General features: G+C 33.2%; 21 protein-coding genes. 8 read left to right on the forward strand and 13 right to left on the reverse strand.

Annotation, left to right across the window (positions count from 1 at the left end; translation table 11 throughout):
* Positions 1-80: 80 nt before the first annotated feature.
* The 3 genes from BHU61_RS01315 to queF all read right to left on the reverse strand — a co-directional run bounded on the left by BHU61_RS01315 (position 81) and on the right by queF (position 3,975).
* A complete protein-coding gene (locus tag BHU61_RS01315; RefSeq protein ID WP_111714272.1) occupies positions 81-1,586 on the reverse strand; it encodes a peptide MFS transporter in 1,506 nt (501 codons plus the stop codon).
* A 237-nt stretch (positions 1,587-1,823) separates the two neighbouring features.
* Complete coding sequence (locus BHU61_RS01320) at positions 1,824-3,335, reverse strand: peptide MFS transporter (protein ID WP_111714273.1); 1,512 nt, start codon at positions 3,333-3,335, stop codon at positions 1,824-1,826.
* A 142-nt stretch (positions 3,336-3,477) separates the two neighbouring features.
* Positions 3,478-3,975 (reverse strand): preQ(1) synthase, encoded by a 498-nt coding sequence (queF, locus tag BHU61_RS01325; protein WP_096077122.1) that lies wholly within the window; start codon positions 3,973-3,975, stop codon positions 3,478-3,480.
* A 467-nt stretch (positions 3,976-4,442) separates the two neighbouring features.
* Here queF and nrdI point away from each other — a divergent pair, with 467 nt between their 5' ends.
* The 4 genes from nrdI to BHU61_RS01345 all read left to right on the forward strand — a co-directional run bounded on the left by nrdI (position 4,443) and on the right by BHU61_RS01345 (position 8,523).
* Entirely contained in the window at positions 4,443-4,838 is a 396-nt protein-coding gene (gene nrdI / locus BHU61_RS01330; protein WP_111714274.1) for a class Ib ribonucleoside-diphosphate reductase assembly flavoprotein NrdI, read from the forward strand.
* Positions 4,801-6,906, forward strand: coding sequence for a class 1b ribonucleoside-diphosphate reductase subunit alpha (gene nrdE / locus BHU61_RS01335; protein WP_111714275.1), 2,106 nt, complete (start codon positions 4,801-4,803; stop codon positions 6,904-6,906). The genes nrdI and nrdE overlap by 38 nt, the downstream gene beginning before the upstream one ends.
* Positions 6,907-7,014: 108 nt before the next feature.
* On the forward strand, positions 7,015-7,983 hold the full coding sequence (gene nrdF / locus BHU61_RS01340) for a class 1b ribonucleoside-diphosphate reductase subunit beta (RefSeq protein WP_111714276.1): 969 nt from the start codon (positions 7,015-7,017) through the stop codon (positions 7,981-7,983).
* A 129-nt stretch (positions 7,984-8,112) separates the two neighbouring features.
* Complete coding sequence (locus BHU61_RS01345; protein ID WP_111714277.1) at positions 8,113-8,523, forward strand: FixH family protein; 411 nt, start codon at positions 8,113-8,115, stop codon at positions 8,521-8,523.
* A gap of 59 nt (positions 8,524-8,582) precedes the next feature.
* Here the strand turns inward: BHU61_RS01345 and murB are convergent, their stop codons facing one another.
* Positions 8,583-9,497, reverse strand: a complete 915-nt coding sequence (gene murB / locus BHU61_RS01350) for a UDP-N-acetylmuramate dehydrogenase (RefSeq protein WP_111714278.1) — start codon at positions 9,495-9,497, stop codon at positions 8,583-8,585.
* 57 nt (positions 9,498-9,554) lie between these two features.
* A complete protein-coding gene (locus BHU61_RS01355; RefSeq protein ID WP_111714279.1) occupies positions 9,555-10,055 on the reverse strand; it encodes a GrpB family protein in 501 nt (166 codons plus the stop codon).
* 104 nt (positions 10,056-10,159) lie between these two features.
* Between BHU61_RS01355 and BHU61_RS01360 the strand changes: the two genes are divergently transcribed.
* The gene (locus BHU61_RS01360) at positions 10,160-11,053 is read left to right on the forward strand and encodes an EMYY motif lipoprotein (protein WP_111714280.1); all 894 of its coding nucleotides are present in this window, start codon (positions 10,160-10,162) and stop codon (positions 11,051-11,053) included.
* A gap of 30 nt (positions 11,054-11,083) precedes the next feature.
* Here BHU61_RS01360 and BHU61_RS01365 read toward each other — a convergent pair whose 3' ends face one another.
* The gene (locus BHU61_RS01365; RefSeq protein ID WP_111714281.1) at positions 11,084-11,296 is read right to left on the reverse strand and encodes a hypothetical protein; all 213 of its coding nucleotides are present in this window, start codon (positions 11,294-11,296) and stop codon (positions 11,084-11,086) included.
* A 142-nt stretch (positions 11,297-11,438) separates the two neighbouring features.
* On the opposite strand from BHU61_RS01365, the gene ytxJ reads away from it, so the two are divergent.
* Both ytxJ and BHU61_RS01375 read left to right on the forward strand, forming a co-directional pair.
* Positions 11,439-11,759 carry a bacillithiol system redox-active protein YtxJ gene (ytxJ, locus tag BHU61_RS01370; protein ID WP_111714282.1) on the forward strand — a complete coding sequence of 107 codons (321 nt, stop codon included), beginning with the start codon at positions 11,439-11,441 and terminating at the stop codon, positions 11,757-11,759.
* A 76-nt stretch (positions 11,760-11,835) separates the two neighbouring features.
* Positions 11,836-12,918 (forward strand): glycerate kinase, encoded by a 1,083-nt coding sequence (locus tag BHU61_RS01375; protein WP_111714283.1) that lies wholly within the window; start codon positions 11,836-11,838, stop codon positions 12,916-12,918.
* A gap of 62 nt (positions 12,919-12,980) precedes the next feature.
* Here BHU61_RS01375 and pepT read toward each other — a convergent pair whose 3' ends face one another.
* The 6 genes from pepT to BHU61_RS01405 form a co-directional block, all read right to left on the reverse strand.
* Complete coding sequence (gene pepT, locus BHU61_RS01380; protein ID WP_111714284.1) at positions 12,981-14,204, reverse strand: peptidase T; 1,224 nt, start codon at positions 14,202-14,204, stop codon at positions 12,981-12,983.
* A 114-nt stretch (positions 14,205-14,318) separates the two neighbouring features.
* Positions 14,319-14,804 (reverse strand): threonine/serine exporter family protein, encoded by a 486-nt coding sequence (locus BHU61_RS01385; RefSeq protein ID WP_111714285.1) that lies wholly within the window; start codon positions 14,802-14,804, stop codon positions 14,319-14,321.
* A gap of 12 nt (positions 14,805-14,816) precedes the next feature.
* Positions 14,817-15,575 (reverse strand): threonine/serine exporter family protein, encoded by a 759-nt coding sequence (locus BHU61_RS01390; protein WP_099580312.1) that lies wholly within the window; start codon positions 15,573-15,575, stop codon positions 14,817-14,819.
* 43 nt (positions 15,576-15,618) lie between these two features.
* Positions 15,619-16,683 carry a GGDEF domain-containing protein GdpS gene (gdpS, locus tag BHU61_RS01395; protein ID WP_111714286.1) on the reverse strand — a complete coding sequence of 355 codons (1,065 nt, stop codon included), beginning with the start codon at positions 16,681-16,683 and terminating at the stop codon, positions 15,619-15,621.
* An 11-nt stretch (positions 16,684-16,694) separates the two neighbouring features.
* On the reverse strand, positions 16,695-17,549 hold the full coding sequence (locus BHU61_RS01400) for a YitT family protein (protein ID WP_111714287.1): 855 nt from the start codon (positions 17,547-17,549) through the stop codon (positions 16,695-16,697).
* Positions 17,550-17,616: 67 nt separating this feature from the next.
* The gene (locus BHU61_RS01405) at positions 17,617-18,573 is read right to left on the reverse strand and encodes an LCP family protein (RefSeq protein ID WP_111714288.1); all 957 of its coding nucleotides are present in this window, start codon (positions 18,571-18,573) and stop codon (positions 17,617-17,619) included.
* A 187-nt stretch (positions 18,574-18,760) separates the two neighbouring features.
* Here BHU61_RS01405 and BHU61_RS01410 point away from each other — a divergent pair, with 187 nt between their 5' ends.
* Complete coding sequence (locus tag BHU61_RS01410; RefSeq protein WP_111714289.1) at positions 18,761-19,804, forward strand: glycosyltransferase family 4 protein; 1,044 nt, start codon at positions 18,761-18,763, stop codon at positions 19,802-19,804.
* Between the two features lie 60 nt (positions 19,805-19,864).
* On the opposite strand, the gene BHU61_RS01415 is transcribed toward BHU61_RS01410, so the two are convergent.
* On the reverse strand, positions 19,865-20,494 hold the full coding sequence (locus BHU61_RS01415; RefSeq protein ID WP_111714290.1) for a YigZ family protein: 630 nt from the start codon (positions 20,492-20,494) through the stop codon (positions 19,865-19,867).
* Positions 20,495-20,609 lie beyond the last annotated feature (115 nt).

The raw sequence follows: 20,609 nt of genomic DNA on the forward strand, positions 1-20,609 counted from the left end.
AAATAAAAGATAAGGACATTGAAAAATATTCAATGTCCTTATCTTTTATCTTTATATAATTATTGGTTAGGCAAGATTAATTAGTGTATACCTTGCATCTTTCTAGAGATAAATCTACTTAATAAGAAAATAATAACAAACAATGCTATTGCTAAACTTCCGATAAATAAGAAGTAGTTCGCATAACCAAGTGGCTCGATTAATTTAACTAATTGAGCGTTAATACCTTGTGCTGTCGCATTTGATAGGAACCACAAGCTTAACATTTGAGAGTTAAACGCAACAGGTGCTAATTTAACTGACGTTGAAGAACCTGTTGGTGATAAACAAAGTTCACCGATGACACAGATAAAGAATGAAGCAACTAACCACATTGGGTTAATTAAATTCGTAGAACTTGCATCTTGGGCAGGGATAACCATGATTAAGAAACTGATACCTGCCATTAATATTCCTATCGCAAATTTAATCGGAGTAGATGGATTATATTTACCTAATTTAGACCATAAAGCAGAAATGACAGGTGCTAAAGCGACAACAAATAATGGATTCAGTGACTGGAACCATGCTGCAGGTACTAAGTAATCAATTCCTGAAACTTTATTAAGGTCGAGCTGAGTAAATTTCGCAGCAAATATTGCTAACGTATTAGCACCTTGCTCTTGAATAGACCAGAACATAACGCTCGCTAAGAATAATGGAACATATGCAACTAGTCGAGAGCGCTCGATATCATCTACATCTTTACTACGATACATTGTTGTCCAGTAAATGATTGGAAGAACTACACCTAGAATCGTTACTATTATTGAGAAAGTATTAAAGGTAAGGAATCCACTATAAATACCAATAGCAACAAGTAAAACGATGACTAAAAATCCAATTGAAAATAATTTTTTATATTTTGATTTTTCTTCACCTTCAAGAATGTGTGTTGGTTCAACACCAACTAAACCTAGAGATTTACGGTTAAAGATAACATATGCAATTAAAGCTAATGCCATACCAATCGCAGCGGCTAAAAACCCGATGTGATAGTTATATTGCTTTTGTAGTTCACCAACTATTAATGGTGATAAAAATGCACCCATATTCACTGACATATAGAAAATTACGAAACCAGCATCCATACGGTTGTCATTTTTGTGATACAAACCACCCAATACATTTGAAATATTAGGTTTCATTAAACCTGATCCAACAATAATTAAAAACATTGAAGCTAAAAATGCAGGAATACCAAATGGTAAACTCATTGCAATATGACCCAGCATAATAAGTGTCGCACCGTATAGTAAGGCACGTCTTGAACCTAATATTCGGTCAGCAAGCCATCCACCTAATATACCAGTCATAAAGATTAAAGCACCATACATTGATCCAATACTCGCAGCTGTAGTTTCACTCATTCCTAAACCGCCGTTAGCTACAGTATCATACATGTAGTAAACTAATATCGCTCTCATCCCATAATAACTAAATCGTTCCCAGAATTCTACGAAGAAAAGAATTCCTAACCCCTTCGGATGGCCGAAGAAACCGGTTTGAGGCACACTTTCAACCATCTGTTCTCTTGTATACTTCATTTTTTCATCCCTTTCGATTTATAAATATTTCGAAAATTTATATTATTTTAGAATATTATTTTACCATTATTATTGTCACATTCAATCTTTCAGTTAATAGTCGAAATTTTCTAAACAAGAATTGTTCAATTGTTTGTAACAATCATTATTTTTACAATTATATATTTATAAAAATAATATATTGCAATAAAAAAGAAGCATACTTAATCGTATGCTTCAATAGTAATTGATTCTTTATTAATGAATACCACGCATGAATTTTTTCATAAATGGACTGACAAGCAATAAAACAACAGCTATAGCAAGTGTTACTAAACCGATATTGTTAAAGTACTGGTGATTATCTACAGCTTCATAATAAAGTACAAGTTTACTGTTAACTAATTGTGCTACTGTATTTGCCAGGAACCATACACTCATCATTTGTGATGTATAAGCTTGTGGTGCTAATTTCGTAGTAACGGATAAACCCGTAGGTGATAAGCAAAGCTCAGCCATTGTTACTAGAAGATAGCTAAGGATTAACCAACCTGGATTCATCAACTGATCGCCATTATGTGTTAACGGATAAACCATTACTAAATAGCTCATTGCCGCTAGGAATAGCGCGATACTGAATTTAATGACTGTCGGTGGATTAAATCGTCCGAGTTTAACCCATAACCAGGCAAATAATGGTGCTAAAGTTACAATGAATAAAGGATTAAGTGACTGGAACCACGCTGCCGGGATTTTAAAATCAATTGCATTATTTGTTAAGACACCTAGATTAAGCTGCGTATTTTTATCAGCAAAATGTGCAAGTACTGTTGATCCTTGTTCCTGAATAGACCAGAATGTAACAGATGCTAAGAAAAGGGGCACATATGCAAATACGCGTGCTTTTTCATCTCTCGTAGTTTTCTTCGATACGATCATTGTAATAAAGTAATAGAATGGTAACGCCATTCCAAGTACTGTTACAAAGTTCATAAAACTTTCAAGAGATAAATTACCCATAAGGCCTGTAACTAAGAAATAAAGCAGGAATGCAGCTATAACGATACCAGTGATTGTAATTGTTTTCTTTTTATCAGCTTCCGTCACTGGATTAGGAACATCTAACCCTGAAAGTCCTAATGTTTGTTTAGAACGTAACATAAAGATGATTAATCCGAAGAACATACCAATAGCTGCAACTGCAAATCCATAATGGAAGCCTACATTATCTTGTAACCAGCCAACAAGTAATGGTGAAATTAATGCACCCATGTTAATTGACATAACAAATAGTGTAAAAGCTGAATCTACCTTTGGATCATTTTTTTCGTATAATTCTCCTACATTTGTTGAAATATTTGGTTTTAATAATCCTGTACCCAAAATGATGAATAACAATGCAATAAGTAATAAAGTGAAGTTGTTTGGTAAAGATAAAAGTATGTGACCAATCATGATAAGGATTGCGCCATATAGTATTGCTTTACGTGTACCGATGAATCTATCAGCTAACCATCCACCGATAACACCACTCATATAAATTAATGCACCGTAGATAGATACAATTTGCATCGCAAATCCTTCATCTAATCCAAATCCACCTTTATTCACAGAATAATAAAGATAGAATAAAAGAATAGCTTTCATTCCATAATAACTAAATCTTTCCCAGAACTCAGTCAGCATTAAAGTGAATAAGCCTTTAGGATGACCGAAGAAACCAGTTCTCGGCATACTGTTGACCACTTCTTCGCGCGTGTGTTGCGCCATACCATTTCCCCCTTGTTTCAAATAAAGTTGTACAAATAAAAGACGAATAGTTTATACACATAAACTATTCATATATAATACACTTATTTTAATTTTAAGACAATTCAACTTTTTGAATGGTAATCATTTTAAAAAAGGAAATTTATCTATTAGTAATTGTTTCAGGATATAGATCATGGTTCATTAATCTATAATTCGCGATCTCTTCATATTTCGTCCCTGGACGTCCATAATTTGTATAAGGATCAATTGAAATTCCACCACGTGGCGTGAATTTTCCCCATACTTCGATGTAGTGTGGATCCATAAGATCAATTAAATCATTCATAATAATATTCATACAGTCTTCATGAAAGTCACCATGATTTCTAAAGCTGAATAAATAAAGTTTAAGAGATTTTGACTCGACCATCTTTATATTTGGGATGTAGCTGATATAGATGGCTGCAAAATCAGGTTGACCTGTAATAGGGCAAAGGCTTGTAAACTCAGGACAATTGAATTTTACGAAATAATCTCTGCCCTGGTGTTTGTTATCGAACGATTCTAAAATTGATGGATCGTATTCATAAAGATATTTATTATTTTGATTACCGAGTAATGTGATATCTTGTAGTTCTTCTTTTTGTCTGCCAGTCATTTTTTGCCTCCGATATTTTTGATTGTTCTATTATAATAGATATCTCGATATATGTAAAAAAACATATATACACCTTTAGTGAAGAGAAGTTGTTATTTAATATCATTTTTTAAATGAAATTTCAACAGAATTTTATAGAATTAAATTTCATTATTAACCTTACAAATTTTCAAGTCAATTAAATATAGTCGTATCAATGGATTAAAAAATTTGATAAAAAGTCAACATTAAAATTAATTTTTTTTGGAGTTGTTAAGATTGAAAAGCAATTTTTAAGTGCTATAATTAATCGTATATCTTGTGTGTGTGTTTCGAACGCACCACTATATCTTGTGTTAAAAAAGAAAAACAACACAAGATAATATTAAACTAAAAATAGAAAATTACGTTTCATAATACATACATTATTGGTTTGAAATGTTTCATGTATTTTTTAGTGACATTCCTTACAGTTAGGAGTGAGGCCAATGTTAATTGTATATTATTCATTAACAGGGAATGTGCGTCGTTTTATTCAAAAGTCAGGACAACCTCGTGTGATACCTCTTGAAACTGCCATGGAAGAAGGTGTGTCAGAACCATTTATCATCGTCACTGGTACTATTGGTTTTGGACAAGTTCCAGATGCAGTATCGCAATTTTTAGAAAGATATCATCTTCATTTAACGGCAGTAGTAGGAAGTGGAAACCGTAATTGGGGACAAAACTTCGCCAAAGCTGGTGATACGATTAGTGAAACATACCACGTTCCGCTTCTTATGAAGTTTGAACTTCATGGAAATAATCGAGACGTAGAATTATTTAATAAAAAGGTGGAAGAATGTTATGAAAACAGTAGAAGAGAAACAATACAATCATATTGAATTAAATAACCAGGTTACAAAGCGCCGTGAAGATGGTTTCTTTGATCTAGAGAAAGATCAGGAGGCATTAGCTGTTTATTTAGAAGAAATTCATGACTTTACAATCCATTTTGACACGCCATTAGAGCGTTTACGTTTTTTAGTAGATCAGGATTTTTACTATAATTTGTTTGAAGAATATTCGGAATTAGATTTAATGGAAATCATTAAATATGCTGAGAACATTCCTTTCCAGTTTGCAAGCTACATGTCTGCAAGTAAATTCTTTAAAGATTATGCATTAAAGACAAACGATAAGAAACAATATTTAGAGGACTATAAACAACACGTTATTATCGTTGCATTATACTTAGCAAAAGGCGATAAAGAAAAAGCAAAAGCATTAGTTTCTGCAATGATTGAACAGCGTTATCAGCCGGCGACACCGACATTTTTAAATGCAGGTCGTGCGCGTCGTGGTGAACTAGTGTCTTGTTTCTTACTTGAAGTAGATGACAGTCTAAATTCAATCAACTATATCGATTCCACAGCGAAACAATTATCTAAAATTGGTGGCGGTGTAGCGATTAACTTATCAAAGTTACGTGCACGTGGTGAAGCTATTAAAGGTATTAAAGGTGTAGCAAAAGGTGTGTTACCTGTAGCGAAAGCTTTAGAAGGTGGATTTAGCTATGCTGATCAATTAGGACAACGCCCAGGTGCTGGTGCTGTATATTTAAATATCTTCCATTATGATGTATTAGAATTTTTGGACACTAAGAAAGTAAATGCGGATGAAGATTTAAGATTATCAACAATTTCTACTGGATTAATCGTTCCATCGAAATTCTTTGAACTCGCTAAAGAAGGAAAAGAATTCTTTATGTTTGCGCCGCATACTGTAGAGCGTGAATATGGGCAAACATTAGACGATTTAGATATCGAAGTAATGTACGAAGAGCTTGTTCAAAATCCGAATGTGATGAAGAAATCAAAAGACGCACGTGAGATGTTAAACTTAATCGCCCAAACACAATTACAATCAGGGTATCCTTACTTAATGTTTAAAGATAACGCGAATAAAGTTCACGCAAATTCTAACCTCGGTCAAATTAAGATGAGTAACTTATGTACTGAAATCTTCCAGTTACAAGAAACTTCAGTGATTAATGATTATGGTACAGAAGATGAAATTAAACGTGATATTTCGTGTAACCTGGGCTCACTTAATATCGTTAATGTTATGGAATCTAAGAAATTCCAGGATTCAGTACATATCGGTATGGACGCATTAACGACAGTTAGTGATGCTGCTGATATTAAGAACGCTCCTGGTGTTGCAAAAGCAAACCGTGAACTACATTCTGTAGGGCTAGGTGTGATGAACTTACACGGGTACTTAGCAAAAAATAAAATTGGCTATGAAAGTGAAGAAGCGAAGGAATTTGCTGCAACATTCTTTATGATGATGAACTATTATTCAATTGAACGTTCAATGCAGATTGCGATGGAACGCAACGAACGTTATGCAGATTTTGAAAAATCAAACTATGCAACAGGTGAGTACTTCGTGAAATATGAAACGACTGATTATGCACCGAAATCAGATAAAGTGAAAGCTTTATTTGAAGGTATGGATGTACCGACACAAGCAGACTGGACGACATTAAAAGAAGCTGTGATGAAAAATGGTTTATTCCATGCATACCGTTTAGCGATTGCACCAACGCAAAGTATCTCATATGTTCAAAATGCAACAAGTTCAGTAATGCCGATAGTTGATCAGATTGAACGTAGAACATATGGTAATGCAGAGACATTCTATCCAATGCCATTCTTATCTCCTGAGTCTATGTGGTTCTATAAATCAGCATTCAATACGAACCAAATGAAATTGATTGATTTAATCGCAACAATTCAGGAGCACGTGGATCAAGGGATATCAACAATTTTATTTGTTAACTCTGATATTTCTACAAGAGAATTATCTAGACTTTATGTCTATGCGCATCATAAAGGGTTAAAATCTCTGTACTATACACGTAATAAATTATTAAGTGTAGAAGAATGTACAAGCTGTGCAGTGTAATATCTGTATTAATAATAAACGATAACTACAATGAATAATTAAATTATAAAGAGGCCGCAAGGTCTCTTATTACTGCTTTTAAAATCACTTATACAAAGGACTGACAAAATGAAAGCTGTTAACTGGAATACACAAGAAGATATGACGAATATGTTCTGGCGTCAAAATATCTCACAAATGTGGGTAGAATCTGAATTTAAAGTATCAAAAGATATTGCAAGCTGGAAAGAACTAACTGAAGATGAGAAGTACACGTTTAATCATGCACTTGCAGGTTTAACAGGGCTAGATACGCATCAGGCAGATGATGGTATGCCGTTAATCGGATTACACACACAGGATTTACGTAAAAAGGCAGTGTACTCATTTATGGGCATGATGGAACAAATTCATGCGAAGAGTTATTCACATATTTTTACAACATTACTACCGTCTTCTGAAACAAATGATTTATTAGACAACTGGGTAGTTAATGAACCACATCTTAAATTTAAATCCGATTTAATCGTTGGTCGTTACCATAAATTATGGGCTAAAGATGCCTCTATATATGATCAGTACATGGCACGTGTAGCATCAGTATTTCTTGAGACATTTTTATTCTATAGTGGGTTCTATTACCCATTATTCCTAGCTGGACAAGGGAAAATGACAACTTCAGGAGAAATTATCCGAAAAATTTTACTTGATGAATCTATTCACGGTGTGTTTACAGGTCTTGACGCACAAAGTCTGCGCAATGAATTAACAGATGATGAGAAGCTACGAGCGGATAAAGATATGTATGATATGCTTCAAAAGTTATATGCGAATGAAGAAAGCTATACAAAGATGTTGTATGATCGTGTAGGTTTAACTGAAGATGTCTTAAACTATGTACAATACAATGGGAATAAAGCTTTAGCGAATTTAGGATTCGAACCATACTTTGACGAAAAGGATTTTAATCCGATCATTGAAAATGCTTTAAATACATCGACGAAAAATCACGATTTCTTTAGTGTAAAAGGTGATGGATATGTTATAGCATTAAATGTTGAAGCTTTGACTGATGAAGATTTTGTCTTCGAAAATTAAATTAATTTGACAAGCTAATGACAAATTTTGCATTAGCTTGTTTTTTTATGCTTTGTCACAGTTTGTTCATTGAATAGCAGAATGAAGTTCATGATAATTATATGGACATTAAATTTTAGGGGGATAACTATGAAGAAATTATTCATCATTGCAGCAAGTGCATTAATGCTTACTGCATGTGGTCAGGAAACACAACAAGAAGGTCATGAAGGGCACGGAACGCATTCAGAATCTAAATCAGTAACACCTTTAACTGTTGATTTAAAGGTGCCTGCTAAAGCAAAAGCAGGTGATTCAGTGAAGATAACTGCAACGGTTAAACATGGTAAGACTTTTGTAAACGAAGCGGATGAAGTCATGTTTGAAATCATTAAAGATAAAGATATGAAAAATTCTGTGAAAGAAAAAGTTAAAAAAGCTAAAGATGGCGTATATACTTTAGAATATACATTTAAAGAAAAAGGAAACTATAATGTCATCAGTCATGTGACTGCACACAATCAACATACGATGCCTAATGCAGATATCGTTGTTGAATAAGTTCTAAAATTTATTATTGTATTATAAAAAGGGATGTGGACACGCGTGTCCATATCCCTTTAAATCTTATCACCAATAACGCGAACTTCAGGCTGTAATTCAATACCACTATTTTCTAATACGACCTTTTGTACATGCGCAATCATTTCTTCATAATCTGTTGCAGTACCATTATCGACATTTACAATAAAACCAGCATGCTTTTTAGAGACTTCCACGCCTCCGATACGATAGCCCTGTAACCCAGCTTCTTGTATCAGTTGACCGGCAAAATGTCCTGGTGGTCTTCTAAAAACGCTACCACAAGAAGGATATTCTAATGGTTGTTTGTCTTCACGACGTTCTGTTAAGATATCCATTTGAGATTGTATTAAATTAATATCGCCACGTTGTAATTTAAATGTTGCTTCAAGTACGACATAATGTTCTGATTGAATAATACTAGTTCTGTAATCTAAGGCTAGCGCTTCATTCGTTAATGTAAGGATTTCTCCGTGCTGATCGACTACAGTGGCACTTTCAATAACATCTTTAACTTCTCCGCCATAAGCACCAGCGTTCATATAAACTGCCCCTCCAACAGAACCAGGTATTCCACAGGCAAATTCTAATCCTGTTAAATGATGGTCGCGTGCAATACGTGATACGTCGATAATCGCTGCACCACTGCTGGCAATAATCGTATCGTATTCAACCTGTACATCCGTTAATCCGAGCAGGCTAATAACGATACCACGTATGCCACCATCTCTGATGATAATGTTTGATCCGTTGCCTAGGAAAGTTACTGTTATATTGTTTTCATTAGCGTACTGAATTGTTTTTTGTATTTCGGAATATTTTATCGGCGTAATATATATATCAGCATTACCACCTGTTTTTGTATACGTGTAATTTTTTAATGGTTCATTCATTTTAATATGGATAGGATCGATAATTGTAGTCAATTGATTATATATTTCAGTTACTTGCATTCTTATTACGCCCTTTCGGTGAATTCAAACTTAATTATATCAGTTAAAGGAATGATTTTAAACTGACAGTTTACGTTTGAACCATTCTGACTTTTTATTTTCATATTCTTTCACAGAAATTTCATGATTAAGATCTTTCTTATATTGATTAAACGCTTGAATTTGTTCTATTAAAATAGCTTGGCCAATTAAGTAATGATTTAATTTTTTACTGTCTTCTTCTACGATATGTAAACGCACAACTTCAGTTAGTGATTGTAAATCACTAAACTGTGCATATACACACTTCTTTTGATAGGGGTGATGTAATCGATAAAAGTGTTGCAGGTTTAGACGTTTTTCATCAAGTGTTGTCATTGCATGCAAACTTTTTACTACAACAAGTATATCAATAATACCACTTGTTAAGGCTCCGTCTACGGAAGTAGAACCGATATGCAATGTTTTGATAATAGGAGTGTCTAATAGTGTGATTAGCATTTTATTAATCTCTTCAAATTTTTTTCTGTATTGTTCTGTTCTATTATTGATTGTAAGTATTGGTTTCTGTTTTTGCATGTACCATTTTTCCTTTCATAAGTAACTATAGCCCTTTGATTAATGAATGTAGGTTTTATTTCTCGGCTAAATTAGGTATAATATTGATATTGAGGAGAGCATATATGAAAAAATTATATTCTATTGTATTAATATTATTTATAAGTACAGTTATTGCAGGTTGCGGTAATAAAGTAAAGTCTGATATTAATGATTATAAAGCTCAAATGAAAGATGTACAATCTGAAGAAAAGAAACTTGTTCAACAAATCGATGGTTTAGGATTGGATAAAGCCGACCAATTACTAGGCTCAGAAGTTACAGAAGAGAAAAAGAAAAAGTTAAAAAAGATTGAATTAGATATCAATGAAAAAATAAAACCACAACTTAAAGCTTATGAGAAAAAAGTTATGGCCGTTAATCCTGATACGAAAGAAGTTAAAGATGTTCATAGTATATACGTGAGAAACTTAAATAAAAAGAAACAATTCATTTCTGAACTTGATCGATATATGAAGCTATTTAATCAGTCAATATTATCCAATGAAAAAATTTTAGAATATACGAAAGTATTTGAAAAAAATAAAGCTTTAAATGAAAAGTATGCAAAAAAAGCAGAAAGCAATAGTAATGAGTCCGAAGATTTTGATACATTAACTAAATTATTAAATGACAATAGCGATATTTTAAAAGAAAAAGTAGCCTATTTAACATCAAGTGGAAGTGTGAACGAGAAACAAGTGTATATTGATGAAACGTTAATTCCATTACTAAAATCAAGCGTCAATAAATTGAATCAAACGAAACTGAAATCTAAAAATGTAATCGGGATGCGCAAAGCTACAATTGAAACATATTACAGTTTAATTAATTATTATAAAGAACGAAAAGTTGCCATGAAGACAGAAAGTGAACTTCAAAAATTACCGATTCAAAATATTTTAGAAAATACGAAATATATTAAGTCGATTGATGAAAAGTATTATGATGCTTTAAATAGTTTAGAAGCAAAACAATAAAAGTATAAAAGGCAACTGCCTTTTATACTTTTATTTGAGTGTTTCATTTTTATCATGCTTAGAAATAATGATATTCTTTGCAATCACGGTTAATATCCATATTGCTATTGCAATAAATATAACGATAGTAAGCGTAGGATTTTTATTAATATCCTTAAAAAAGAGTAACACATAAATTAAAACGCAAGTATTTAATGTATCGATAAAGGTCCAGCGTTTAAGAGGGAATTTATTGTTGTTCATCGTGTAACCTCCAAATATTTGTTAAAGTCATTATACCAATGTGTAATTATTTGAGATAGGGGTAATATTAAATAATACATTGCAAAAATAATCTTACCATGATATATTTTAAAAATCGAAAGCACAATTATGGGGTGAAATCATGATTATAAAATTGAATACGATTGAACAGTTTGAAGAGATGCTTGAATCGAATAGTAAGGTATTTTTTCTGAAGCATTCAAACACATGCCCAATATCTGCGAGTGCATATGATCAATTTGATAATTTTGCTTATGAACGCGATATTAACGCATATTATTTAATCGTTCAGGATGCACGTGATTTATCCAATTATATTGAAGCGAAGACAAACATCAAACATGAATCACCTCAAGCATTTTACTTTAATAATGGAGAAGTTATGTGGCATGACAGTCATAAAAATATAACAATTGCAAATCTTTCTAAAGCAGAAGAATAGTGAAGAAGATTCAGAAATAAATAATAATTATATTAACTAATAGTGCTACTATTAGTTATTTATTTTGGAGGAAAAGATGAAGATATTAGTTGCTATGGATTCATTTTTTGATATTTTATTCTCTCATCACGCGAATCAATATGTTTTTGATGGTATTAAAGCAGTTGATAATACTGCAAATATCGTAATGGTCCCGTTATTTGAGAGCGATAAAAATATGATAGACGCTTTATTAGTATGGGAAAAAGGTCGTAAAATTAAACGAAATGTCAGCAGTGATTTATTAATGCCGATTGAAGTAGAAGTGGCTATTTTAGAACAGGACACTATGCTCATTGATGGAAAGACGATTTTAAGCAGTAAAAATCCATTAGCAGCTTCGAGTTATGGTCTTGGCCAATTGATTACACAAGGGTTAGATATGGGGGTAAAATCATTTATCATATCAATTGGTGGCATCACCACTTTTGATGCAGGTCTTGGGATGCTCAATGCATTCGGTGCAAAATTCTATAATCGAGATTACATATTAATAGATGGTCCACTTAAACAGAGTGATCTAAAAGAAATTAGACATATTGAGTTGGGTGATATGGATGATCGTTTAAAAGAAGTTTCATTTACAGTAGTGAGTGACCACCAGTATAAGATATATGGTAAAGAAAGTCATATTGCGAATAGTGAGTTTGATTTTGAAACGAAACAGACTATAGATAATAGTATTTGGTATATTTCAGAGCAATTTAAGAAATTTGGTATTGATTTAAATGCTTCAATTTATGGTGGCGATGGTGGTGGCCTTCGCGCTGTGTTTGAACAGCTATTCAATGCTAAGACGAAAACATCTGCTGAACTAATTTTTATGCGTACACACATCGGCAGTTTGATAAACGAAGCAGATATGGTGATATATGGTGGTGGAAGTATGAATGAAACGACGGGTTCACTAGTCGTTAGTGAAATTAATAAGCTGCAGAATCCTGATAAGATAAACATATATTTAATGGGTGGAAAACAATATAAGCAAATGAGTAATGATAAAGAAGCGATTGAGCTTAATATTTATCCTGAAGTAAGCTCGGATACTGAAGATATTCAAATCGGTATTCAATTACAGAATACTGCAAAGCAAATTGTGATGGCTACAAGAAAACAATAATTATTTATTAAAAGGGAAGAGGGTGAGACATAAGTCTTAGCCCTCTTCCCTTTTTATATGATTTATGCGATTTCTTCAAATTTAGCTAATATACCAACAATCGTCATCACTGATTTTTCCATATCATCGATTGATACGTATTCATATGGTCCATGGAAGTTTTCAGCCCCTGTAAAGATATTTGGAGTAGGTAACCCCATAAATGATAACTGACTACCATCTGTACCCCCTCGTATCGGTTCAACAATTGGTTCGATATTTAATGATTTCATAACTTCTAACGGTACATCGATTAGCGCTTTATGAGGTGTGATTTTCTCGCCCATATTGAAGTATTGATCTTTAATTGAAATGCTCGCTGCATCATTACCATATTCAGTTTGGAATGATTTAATAATCTCTTCCATAGTTGCTTTACGTGCTTCAAACTTTTCTCGGTCATGATCACGGATAATGTATGAAAGTTTCGCATGTTCGACGTTACCGTTCATATCCATTAAGTGATAGAATCCTTCATATCCTTCTGTATGCTCTGGACGCTCCTGCTCAGGTAATGTACTTTGGAAACGCACAGCTAAGTTTAATGCGTTAACCATTTTGTCTTTCGCACTTCCTGGATGCACGTTAACACCATTAAATTCAACTTCAACACCTGCAGCGTTAAAGCTTTCATATTGCAATTCACCACGACGTCCACCGTCAATAGTATATGCAAATTGTGCACCAAAACGTTCAACATCAAATTTGTGCGGTCCGCGACCAATTTCTTCATCAGGAGTGAAACCGAAACGAATTTTTCCGTGCTTGATTTCTGGATGATTGATTAAGTATTCAATTGCTGTCATGATTTCAGTAATTCCGGCTTTATTATCAGCACCTAAAAGTGTTGTTCCGTCAGTTGTCATCAATGTATGACCTGTATAAATTTCTAGTTCAGGGAACTTTGCTTTTTCAATGACTAAACCACTCTTTAAGGTAATATCTTCTCCATTAAAGTTGTCGATAATTTGTGGAGACACATTCGTCCCTGTGAAATCAGTAGCAGTATCAACGTGTGCAAGTAACCCGATAGTCGGTACTTCTTTGTCTGTATTTGCTGGTAGTGTAGCAAATAAATAACCATATTCATCGATATCAGTTTCAAGACCTAAAGATTCGATTTCATTTTGTAACAAGTTAAGTAAATCCCATTGTTTTTCTGTTGATGGGGTAGTGGTGCTTGCTGCATTCGATTGCGTATCAATTGTTACATAGCGTGTTAATCGTTCAATTAATTTATCTTTCATTTGTAATCCTCCTGTTGTGAATATAAGTTAATATAATTATTTTAATCTTAAATGTCAAAAAATCACACTTATTTTTAATTTTCTTGAAAATAGAAAACTAAAAATAAATGCGATTTATAGTTTGATTGGTTTTTGACCTTTCTTTCTGCGATGTTTATTATATTTAAAACGGGAATAACCTTTAAGAAATGTCTGGAACAATATTTCTGCGATTAATAATCCGAATGCAATTGCACCAGATGCAAGTGTGGCTTCCATACCTTTCGCTAATGCTTCACTAAAGTCCGAAATAATAAGATTCTTTGTTGCATCATAGGCAACGCCTCCTGGTACGAGTGGAATAATACCTGCAACGTTAAAGATAATTACAGGACGTTTATAATATCTCGCAAAAAGATGTGCACATAAACTGAGCGATAGGGATCCTAAAAATACACCGACAGCAAGAGTAAGTTTTGTAGATTCTGCAATCGTAAATACCATCCAGCCAATTGCACCGACAAATCCACATGCCATCAGTAGTTTACGCGGAGCATTAAATACGATTGCAAAAAATACAGATGCAAAGAAACTAATGATTGTTTGAAATAATAACGTCATCGATTAATCCTCCTAGAATATTATAAGAACTGTGGCAACACCTGCACCGATGGCAAATGCGGTTAAGGCAGCTTCTACCCCTTTAGAAATACCAGCTATTAATTGACCCGCCATCATATCACGTATAGCATTTGTTATCGGTACCCCTGGTACAAGGGGCATCACTGCTGAAATAATAATCTTATCAAATTCCCCTTTATATATATAATTTACAAAGAATAATCCGAAAAGTGCGATGGCCATCGCACCGGCATATTCTGCGAAAAACTGGATTTTATATATTTTACTAAAATAATCACAGACAAAATACCCAATCGCTCCAGCAATAAAAGCGGGTACAATATCTGCAGGTTGACCTTTGAACATTAAAAGGAATAATGCACAGACAAGCGCACTCGATAATACTTTTAACCAAAATGGATATTGCAAATTTGCTTTTTCCAATTCATCTAATGCAAGTTTCGCGGCTTCTAACGTCACTTTTCCACTCGTAATCGCACGGGAAATATCATTAACTTCTGAGATTTTTTCGAGATCGGTGGTACGACTGGAAATACGATATAATCGCGTAGAACTTTTTTCATTGAGTGAAAATATAATTGCTGTGGGCGTTACGAAACTATGTGTATTGTGTAAACCATAGTGTGAGGCAATACGGGTCATTGTATCTTCAACTCGGTAGGTTTCAGCACCAGACTCCAATAATATTTTACCGGCAAGCATTGCAACATCTTTTACTTTTTTTTCATCATATAACTGAATAGAAACCATATAGACCTCCTTAATAAAAAAATAACAGAAAGTATACTTCCTGTTATTTTATGATGGGATTAAACATTACAGTATTTTGTCCTTGATGCTTTGCAGCATGTAACATTTCATCTGCTTCTTTAAATATTTTACGGTGCGTCTTGACCTCTTCATTCGTAATATAACCTATACCAATTGTTACAGATAAGTTAATCACTTCTTTGTTTGGGAGATGAAATGTTGCGTTCATTACGCCGAGTCGAATACTTTCAGCTATTTTTACAGTATCATCAAGTGAGTGATTCGTAAAGATGACACTAAATTCTTCACCGGCATTTCTGAATGTTTTGGAATCTGTCGGCACATAATTTTTTACAACTTGTGCCATTTGTTTTAATACAGCATCTCCTGCATCATGTCCAAAACGATCATTGACCTCTTTAAAATCATCAATATCTATTAATAGTAAAGATAATGAATGTTTCGTTTCCGATGCATTTTTACTCACGATATTGAGATAACGATCAAACTCACGAACATTTCCTAGGCCAGTTAGATGATCGATTTCATCTTCTTTTTCATAGCGTTGTATCACTTTGTATATGCGCCATATATCTACGAACATCATACTTGACGTTACAGATAAAATAAAGCTGGAAATAGCGAGCAGAATTATTTCTAAACCATTAAAGGAATGGTTATAAAAATTGTATATACCTGTGATAAGAATACTCATTAAAGTTAACCACTGAACTGCATTAAAATCACTTTGTTTAATAAAGGGACCAATCATACTAGCAAGTGTTGCGATAATCAATAGATCGAATGTTTCGACTGGCGGTTCATTAAAAATATAAATTTCTGCAAGGACTAAGATAATGGCACTAAATATTGTATAGAAAAAATTAGTATAGCGGCCAAGAAATAAAAGTGGAATAAAAGCCAGATGAAACGCTATCGTATGATATGTAATGGGATAAGTCATTAGTAAAAATGAAATAAGTGTCATCAGTAATGTAATATAATTTTTTGAAAAAACGATTTCTTTCTCTTCAAAAAATTGAAATCTATGAAATAAATAGATTCCACTAACAGTGACAGCAGCATTAAAGATAATTGCTTCAATCATAAAATTCCTCCTTACTTACTACGATAAATTTTTGCCTTAGAAAAGCCTCTGCCAATTATTTCAGATGTATTGATGAAGATGACAAATGAATCCGGTTCTTCGCGTGTAATAATCTGCTTGAAATAAATCGCTTCTTTTTGTTCCATCACAGAAAATAATAAACTTTTTCCTTCTCGATTATATCCACCGAATGCATTAACGCTTGTAACACCACGTTCAACATGCTCATGTATGAGTTTAATGATTTCCTGTTCTTTAGTTGTAATGATAAATACAAGTTTATTATCTCCAGCATGTAATTGTACGATATCAATGACTTTACTTGTAACATATATTGAGATTAGTGCATATAATGCAAGTTCAAAATTAAATACGAATGCACTAAGAATTACTACAAATGCATCTACGATTAATTGACAGAACCCACTTGATAAACCAGTATATTTTTTTACGATTTGAGCAAGCGTAGCAGTACCACCAGTGGAACCATTACCACGATAAACGAGCCCTAGACCAATACCTAGCACAATGCCACCATAAAGTGATGCTAATAATGCATCAGTTGTTCCTTTTTCGACGAGGCTAGATGTTAAAAATATTGTGAGTGGTACAATAAATGTTGCGATAACAGTTTTTAAACTGAATGATTTTCCTAATGTAAACCAACCGATAATGAATATAGGGATATTAAATAGAAATTGAATCATTGCAGGATCTGATCCTATCATTTTATTTAAAATGGTACTCAGACCCGAAATACCACCAGCTGCAATCTGACCAGGTAGTAAAAATAAATTATAGCTAATACCAACGATGATTGAACCTATTACTGTATATAAAATATCAATAAGCACTGTTTTATTCATATCTTTACTCCTTTTTGTCAAAAAAATAGTAAAGCAGTGTGATCATTGCTTTACACATTTTTGAAGATTAAATCCCGAGATTATCTTTCATCTGCTGTTTGACATCTTCTTTAGAAGCTTCGTTAGGGATGAAGTACCATAGACCATCTGAATCAATTTTATTTTCACCGTTTAATTGCAACTTCTTAATTGTACCGATAGCAGGGGGATAATGTCTTCTTAATTTATTGATGTCCTGAAAGGCTATATTTGTTGTAACACTAGCAGAAATCGTCTTTAATATTTGATTGAATTTGGGTACGGACTCTATGCTGAGTAGTTTATCAGTCACAGCTTTTACAATGACCTGTTGACGTAATTGACGACCTTCGTCTCCCATTGCACCCGCTTCTTTTCGGCTACGTGCAAAAGCTAATGCATCTTTTCCATTTAGGTGATATTGCTTGCCGGCCTTAAAGTCATACTCAGCAAATTTGAAGGTATGTGGACTTGTTACATCTATCCCTCCGATATTATCGATGATAAATACAAAATCATCCATATCGACAGTTGCATAATAATCAATTGGCATATTGAAGTATTTTTCAATTGAATCTATCGCCATTTTAGGGCCACCATAAGCATAAGCGTGATTTATTTTTTCTTTAGTACCATGCCCGACAATATCTGCTTTCGTATCTCTTGGTATACTTATAATTGTCGTAAGCTGTTTAGATGGATTAACCGTTGCTAGTATCATTGTATCTGATCGCTTACCTTCCTGACGAAAAGCTCTACCGGCATCCGAGTCAAGACCAAATAAAGCAATTGAAATAGGCTGACCAGAATTTAAGTCAATATTAGCGTTGCGAAGTTCAGATGTTGTACGTGAATATTTTGGATCTTGTAAAGTATCCGTTGTATGTTTCAGCTGAAAAAAAACATATATAAAAAGTAATGCAAATATAAATATACAAACCATAAATAGTGAGGCAAGTATAAAAAATAGTTTTCTTTGTGTTCTAACTCGTGCGCGAGAACTCATAATAAAACTCCTTCATTAAATTGAAGATACTTTCTTTTAACCGTATTATTATGTAACAAATTTAAGCATTCGTCAAACAAATGTTCAACTTAAAAATATATTGTTTCATATTTATTACATATAATTTGATAGGCGACATACGTATAATGTGCTATAGTAAAAAAGAATGAAGAGCTTGAGGTGGCTTATGTTTACATTAAAATTAATAATGATAACAATTATAATTTCGTTTATTCTAACACCGGTTATTATCAAATTTTCACATGTTGTTGGTGCACTGGATAAGCCTAATTTTCGTAAAGTACATACAAAGCCAGTTTCAGTATTGGGTGGCGTAGTCATTCTAATTTCTTTTCTTATTGGAATCTGGATAGGACGTCCTGTTGAACCTGAAATTAAACCGATTATTATTGGTGCAGTATTAATTAATATCCTTGGCATCATTGATGATTTGTTTGATTTATCAGCAATTGTTAAATTAATTGGTCAAATAGGTGTGGCATTAATTGTTGTGATGCATGGTATCACGCTGGATCTCATAACGTTACCTTTTGGTGTCGTTATAGAATTCGGATATTTAAGTATACCGATGACGATTCTCTGGATTGTAGCTGTTACAAATGCAATCAATTTAGTCGATGGATTAGACGGACTTGCTGCGGGCGTATCGATGATTGCTTTAGGAACGATAGGTTTTATTGCGATACTACAACAAAATATTTTTATTATGATGATATGCAGTGTATTAATAGGTTCATTAATAGGATTTTTACGATATAATTTTTATCCAGCAAAGATTTTTCTAGGTGACAATGGCGCTTTAATGCTAGGATTCATAATAGGTGTATTAAGTTTACTTGGGTTTAAGAACATCACTTTAATCTCACTGTTCTTTCCAATTATTATATTAGCGGTTCCATTTATTGATATGAGTTTTGCGATGATTAGAAGGTATCGTCAAGGTAAACCCATTATGCAGGCAGATAAATCTCATTTACATCATAAATTACTCGGCTTAGGCTATACACATGCCCAAACTGTCATTTTAATTTATTCAATTGCGATTTTATTTAGCATCGCATCAATAATTCTTTATCTTTCTACACGAATTGGAGCAATCTTAATTGTGACACTTATTATTATAACGATTGAATTAATTGTAGAATTTACTGGTTTAATAGACGATGATCATAAACCGATGTTAAAGACGATACGTCGTTTATTAAAATAATGTTTATTACATAAATTAAACAAGCAAGAGGAACAACTTATATTGTTCTCCTTGCTTTTTTTACAGGTCAAAGGGCAGCATCATTTCTTCTTCAATTGAGTATTGGGCTGAATCCTGTGTTGTCTCAATAATAAACTGCTCAAACTGCTCTTTATCCTCAGCTGTGATCTGGACAACGTACGTAACTTTATCGGTATAGATTGTATCGAGAATAACGAAAGGTTCACTTGCTATCAGATGCTCAAATTTACCGGTGTTCTCATAATTCAATATCACATGATATTTTAATGCATTTTTTATAATAACTTTTTCAGCGACCTTAATCCCTTCAACGACGCCACCCTGATAAGCACGAATAAGTCCTCCTGTACCTAATTTAACGCCACCAAAATAGCGTGTGACAATAGCAAGTGTATTATGCACATCATTCTTCTTTAATGCTTCAAGCATAGGGACTCCCGCTGTACCACTTGGTTCCCCATCATCACTTGCTTTTTGAATCTGATGCTGGTCACCGATAGTATATGCTGAACAATTATGATTAGCATCCTTATGTTTTTTCTTAATTTCAGCAATTTTTTCTTTTGCTTCATCTTCATTTTCTATCTTAAATAGATAGGTGATAAAACGAGATTTATTAATAATCTCTTCATTTTCAATTTCTTTTTTTATCGTGATATAATTTTGCATCTTATCCCTCATAACTGATTAATTATTTGTAATATCATTTTAACAGAGTCATCAAAATATTATTATAATATTTGTATTACTTTATTTTTAGTAATAAACGGTATAAAATATATAT

The organism is Macrococcus epidermidis (assembly GCF_003259695.1).
GTDB lineage: Bacteria > Bacillota > Bacilli > Staphylococcales > Staphylococcaceae > Macrococcoides > Macrococcoides epidermidis.

Coding starts and splice junctions, on each gene's coding strand:
- BHU61_RS01315 (WP_111714272.1), bottom strand. CDS start 1,586: ATGAAGTATACAAGAGAACAGATGGTTGAAAGTGTGCCTCAAACCGGT.
- BHU61_RS01320 (WP_111714273.1), bottom strand. CDS start 3,335: ATGGCGCAACACACGCGCGAAGAAGTGGTCAACAGTATGCCGAGAACT.
- queF (WP_096077122.1), bottom strand. CDS start 3,975: ATGACTGGCAGACAAAAAGAAGAACTACAAGATATCACATTACTCGGT.
- nrdI (WP_111714274.1), top strand. CDS start 4,443: ATGTTAATTGTATATTATTCATTAACAGGGAATGTGCGTCGTTTTATT.
- nrdE (WP_111714275.1), top strand. CDS start 4,801: ATGAAAACAGTAGAAGAGAAACAATACAATCATATTGAATTAAATAAC.
- nrdF (WP_111714276.1), top strand. CDS start 7,015: ATGAAAGCTGTTAACTGGAATACACAAGAAGATATGACGAATATGTTC.
- BHU61_RS01345 (WP_111714277.1), top strand. CDS start 8,113: ATGAAGAAATTATTCATCATTGCAGCAAGTGCATTAATGCTTACTGCA.
- murB (WP_111714278.1), bottom strand. CDS start 9,497: ATGCAAGTAACTGAAATATATAATCAATTGACTACAATTATCGATCCT.
- BHU61_RS01355 (WP_111714279.1), bottom strand. CDS start 10,055: ATGCAAAAACAGAAACCAATACTTACAATCAATAATAGAACAGAACAA.
- BHU61_RS01360 (WP_111714280.1), top strand. CDS start 10,160: ATGAAAAAATTATATTCTATTGTATTAATATTATTTATAAGTACAGTT.
- BHU61_RS01365 (WP_111714281.1), bottom strand. CDS start 11,296: ATGAACAACAATAAATTCCCTCTTAAACGCTGGACCTTTATCGATACA.
- ytxJ (WP_111714282.1), top strand. CDS start 11,439: ATGATTATAAAATTGAATACGATTGAACAGTTTGAAGAGATGCTTGAA.
- BHU61_RS01375 (WP_111714283.1), top strand. CDS start 11,836: ATGAAGATATTAGTTGCTATGGATTCATTTTTTGATATTTTATTCTCT.
- pepT (WP_111714284.1), bottom strand. CDS start 14,204: ATGAAAGATAAATTAATTGAACGATTAACACGCTATGTAACAATTGAT.
- BHU61_RS01385 (WP_111714285.1), bottom strand. CDS start 14,804: ATGACGTTATTATTTCAAACAATCATTAGTTTCTTTGCATCTGTATTT.
- BHU61_RS01390 (WP_099580312.1), bottom strand. CDS start 15,575: ATGGTTTCTATTCAGTTATATGATGAAAAAAAAGTAAAAGATGTTGCA.
- gdpS (WP_111714286.1), bottom strand. CDS start 16,683: ATGATTGAAGCAATTATCTTTAATGCTGCTGTCACTGTTAGTGGAATC.
- BHU61_RS01400 (WP_111714287.1), bottom strand. CDS start 17,549: ATGAATAAAACAGTGCTTATTGATATTTTATATACAGTAATAGGTTCA.
- BHU61_RS01405 (WP_111714288.1), bottom strand. CDS start 18,573: ATGAGTTCTCGCGCACGAGTTAGAACACAAAGAAAACTATTTTTTATA.
- BHU61_RS01410 (WP_111714289.1), top strand. CDS start 18,761: ATGTTTACATTAAAATTAATAATGATAACAATTATAATTTCGTTTATT.
- BHU61_RS01415 (WP_111714290.1), bottom strand. CDS start 20,494: ATGCAAAATTATATCACGATAAAAAAAGAAATTGAAAATGAAGAGATT.